Raw genomic sequence first — 4,158 nt, forward strand, 5'->3', positions numbered from 1 at the left:
AGCCCGTCGCGTCCTTCACCGCCGGGCAGCACGGCCCGGGACTCGAAGGCGGAGCGCCCGGTGGCCAGGGACAGCGCCACATCGGCGGGGCTGAGCTCGGGGCGTGCCCGTACGTACTCCGCCAGCCGCTCCGCGGCCTGGGTCAGCGCCTCGGACGTACGCGCCGACACCAGCCACGGCAGCGCCGCGCCGTCAAGCCGGACCCCGTCGCCCGGCGCCGTGTCCTCGGCGGGCACGTCGGTCGGGGCCTCGGCCAGGATGATGTGCGCGTTGGTGCCGCTGATGCCGAAGGAGGAGACGCCGGCGCGGCGGGTCCTGCCGTCGGTGGCGGGCCAGGGGCGGGGCTCGGTGAGCAGTTCGACGCCGCCGTTGTCCCAGTCGACGAGCTCACTGGGCTTGCCGATGTTGAGGGACGCGGGCAGTTCGCCGTGGCGCAGGGCCATGACCATCTTGATGATGCCGCCGACACCGGCGGCCGCCTGGGCGTGGCCCAGGTTGGACTTGAGGGAGCCGAGCATCAGAGGCCGGCCGTCGCGCTCGCTGCCGTACGTGGCGAGCAGGGCCTGCGCCTCGATCGGGTCGCCGAGGACCGTTCCCGTACCGTGCGCCTCGACCGCGTCGACACCGGACAGGGGCACGCCGGCGTCCTGCACGGCGGCCCGGATGACGCGCTCCTGCGCCGGACCGCTGGGCGCGGTGAGGCCGTTGGAGGCGCCGTCCTGGTTCACGGCCGTGCCCGCCACCACGGCAAGGACCTTGTGGCCCAGCCGCCGGGCGTCCGAAAGGCGCTCCACGACGAGCACGCCGACGCCCTCGGCCCAGGCCGTGCCGTCCGCGTCCGCCGAGAACGACTTGCAGCGACCGTCCGGCGCGAGACCCCGCTGGCGCGAGAACTCGATGAAGGTGTTCGGGGTGGACATCACCGCGGCGCCGCCGGCGAGCGCCAGCGAGCACTCGCCCGACCGCAGGGCGCGGACCGCCAGGTGCAGGGCGACCAGCGACGACGAGCACGCCGTGTCCACCGTCAGGGCCGGACCCTGGAGACCCAGCGTGTAGGCCACGCGGCCCGTGGCGACACTGCCGGCGGTGCCGGTCAGGAAGTGGCCCTCGGCCTCCTCCGGAAGCCGGCCGCCACCGCCGTAGTCGTGGTACATCACACCGGCGAACACACCGGTGTCACTGCCGTGCAGCGATCCGGGCGCGATGCCGGCCCGCTCCAGGGCCTCCCACGACACCTCGAGCAGCAGCCGCTGCTGCGGGTCCATCGCCAGCGCCTCGCGCGGCGAGATCCCGAAGAACGCGGGGTCGAACTCGCCGGCCTCGTGCAGGAACGAGCCGTGCCGGACGTACGACGTGCCGGAGTGGTCCGGGTCGGGGTGGTACAGGTTGTCGAGGTCCCAGCCGCGGTCGACGGGGAACTCCGAGATGACGTCGCGCTGTTCGGCGACGAGCCGCCACAGCGCCTCGGGGGAGTCCACCCCGCCCGGGAAGCGGCAGCCCATGCCGACGATCACGATCGGGTCGTCGTCCGTACGCGCGACGACGGGGGCGGCGGGCTGCGCCGGGGCGCTCTCGGCGCGCTCCCGCGCCAGCGCCAGCGTGAACTCGACGACGGCGGTCGGCGTGGGGTGGTCGAAGACCAGCGTGGCCGGAAGGCGCAGGCCGGTCGCGGAGTTGAGGCGGTTGCGCAGCTGGACCGCGAGCAGCGAGTCGATGCCGAAGCTCTTGAACGGCTGGTCCGGGTCGATCCCGTCCCCCGACTCGCTGCCGATGACCGAGGCGAGCTGGGTGCGGACGAGGTCGAGCAGCAGACGGCGGCCCTCCTCCTCGGACATCCGGCCGAGCTTCCGGCGCAGCCCGGACTCACCGGCGCGCCGCTGCGGAACCCGCACCAGGGAGCGCAGCACCGGGGACAGTGTCCCGGCGAGCGCGTCGGAGCGCAGGGCGGCGGGGTCGAGGTCGGCCGGGACGAGGAGCGGGCTGTCGTCGGCGAGCGCCCGGTCGAGGAGTTCGAGGCCCTGCTCGGTGGAGAGCGGGGCGATGCCCCGGGTCGAGAGGGTGTCGTCGTCCAAGTGACCGGTGAGACCGGTGCGTTCGGCCCACAGGCCCCAGGCGAGCGAGGTCGCGGGGCGGCCGGCGGCGCGGCGGCGGGCGGCGAGCGCGTCGAGGAAGACGTTGCCCGCGGCGTAGTTGGCCTGGCCCGGGTTGCCGAGCACACCGGCGACAGAGGAGAACAGGACGAAGGCGGCGAGGTCCTGGTCGGCGGTCAGTTCGTCGAGGAGGGCGGCTGCGTCCACCTTGGGCCGCAGGACGGCCGTGAGCCGGTCCTCGGTGAGCTGCTCGACCACGCCGTCGTCGAGGAGACCGGCGGTGTGGACGACGGCGGTGAGCCGGATGCCGGTCAGCAGCTCCGCGAGCGCGTCGCGGTCGGCGGTGTCACAGGCCGCGAGGGTGACCTCGGCGCCCAGCGCGGTGAGTTCGGCGGAGAGTTCCGCGGCGCCGGGGGCGTCGGCGCCGCGGCGGCTGACCAGGAGCAGACGGCGGGCGCCGTGCTCGGTGACCAGGTGCCGGGCGACCGCCGCGCCGAGCACGCCGGTGCCGCCGGTGACGAGCACGGTGGCGTCCGGGTCGAGCGAGGTGCCGCCGAGCGGGTCGGCGGAGGAGGTGTGCCGGACGAGGCGAGGGGCGAGGAGAGCGCCCGCACGCAGGGCGAGCTGCGGCTCGGTGAGCACGGCGCCGGTGACGGTGCCGGCGTCGTGGGCCTCGTCCGTGTCAAGGAGGGCGAAGCGGTCCGGGTGTTCGGACTGGGCGGTCCTGATCAGGCCCCACACGGTGGCCTGGGCGGGGTTGTCGACCTCGGGGCCCGTGGCGCCCTCGGTCAGTACGAGCAGGCGGGAGCCGGCGAAGCGGGCCTCGGCCAGCCATTCCTGGACCAGGCCGAGCGCCCAGCGGGCCGCCCGGTGGGCGGCCTCGGCGAGTTCGCCTCCCGTGGCGACGGAGTCGCTGTCGGAGTCCTGCGGCGTGCCCGGACATCGCGCGGTGACCGGACATCGTACGGCGACGATCCGCGGCACCACGTCCGGGACGTCGGCCAGGTCGGCGACCAGGCACGCGTCCGTCTCGGCGGTGGCCGCGACCGGCTGCCACTCGACACGGAACAGCGAGTCCGTGCCCCGGCCGGCGGTCAGGTCGGCCGTGAACGGCCGCATCGTGACGGACTCGGCGGACAGCACGGGCTTCCCCGAACCGTCGGTGACGCGCAGGACCACGCCGTCCTCGCCGCGCGGGCTCAGCCACACCCGGAGCGCGTCCGCGCCGTCGGTGTAGCGGGTGACGCCGGACCAGGAGAAGGGCAGGACGGTACCGGCGTCCTCACGGAGCAGGCCGACCGCGTGCAGGGCCGCGTCGAGGACCGCCGGGTGCACCCCGAAGGTCGTGGCGTCCAGCTCGGCGGGCAGGCTGACCTCGGCGAAGACGTCACGTCCTGAGCGCCAGGCGGCGCGCAGGCCCTGGAAGGCGGGGCCGTAGTCGTAGCCCGCCTCCGTGAGCGTGTCGTAGCGGCTCTCGACGTCGATCTCCCGGGCGCCGGGCGGCGGCCACTCGGTGAGGTCGAAGCCGGCGGCCTCGTCGTCGATGTCGAGCACCGCGGCGGCGTGCCGCGTCCACGGGACGCCCGCGTCGGCGTCCTGCGGCCGGGAGTGCACGGCCAGCTCCCGCTGCCCGTTCTCGGCCGGCGGCTCGACGGTGATCCTCAGCTGTACGGCTTCGCCGGGCGGGAGCACGAGCGGCGCCTGGAGGGTCAGCTCGGCGAGCCGTCGCCAACCGGCCCGCGCGCCCACGGCCATCGTGAGCTCCAGGAACGCGGTGCCGGGCAGAATCACGGTGCCCTGCACGGCGTGGTCGGCGAGCCACGGCTGCGTGTCGAGGGCGAGCCGCCCGGTGTACACGAGCCGGTCCTCCTCGACCAGCTCGACCACGGCGCCGAGCAGCGGGTGCCCGGCCGAGGCCAGACCGAGCCCGCGGGCGTCCGTCGAGGCGGGCTCCGGCTCCAGCCAGTACCGCTGGCGCTGGAAGGGGTACGAGGGCAGCTCGACGCCGTGGGCGTCGTACGCGGAGAGGAGCGCGGTCCAGTCGACGGAGACGCCGTGGGACCAGGCC

1 protein-coding gene is annotated in these 4,158 nt (G+C 75.1%); it reads right to left on the reverse strand.

What is annotated here, in order from left to right; translation table 11 throughout:
* Positions 1-4,158, reverse strand: a 4,158-nt coding sequence (locus ACFYX3_RS41955) for a type I polyketide synthase (protein WP_389025406.1), incomplete at both ends; no start/stop codon positions are given.

The sequence above is a fragment of the Streptomyces sp. NPDC002463 genome, from assembly GCF_042889835.1.
Classification (GTDB): Bacteria; Actinomycetota; Actinomycetes; order Streptomycetales; family Streptomycetaceae; genus Streptomyces; species Streptomyces nymphaeiformis.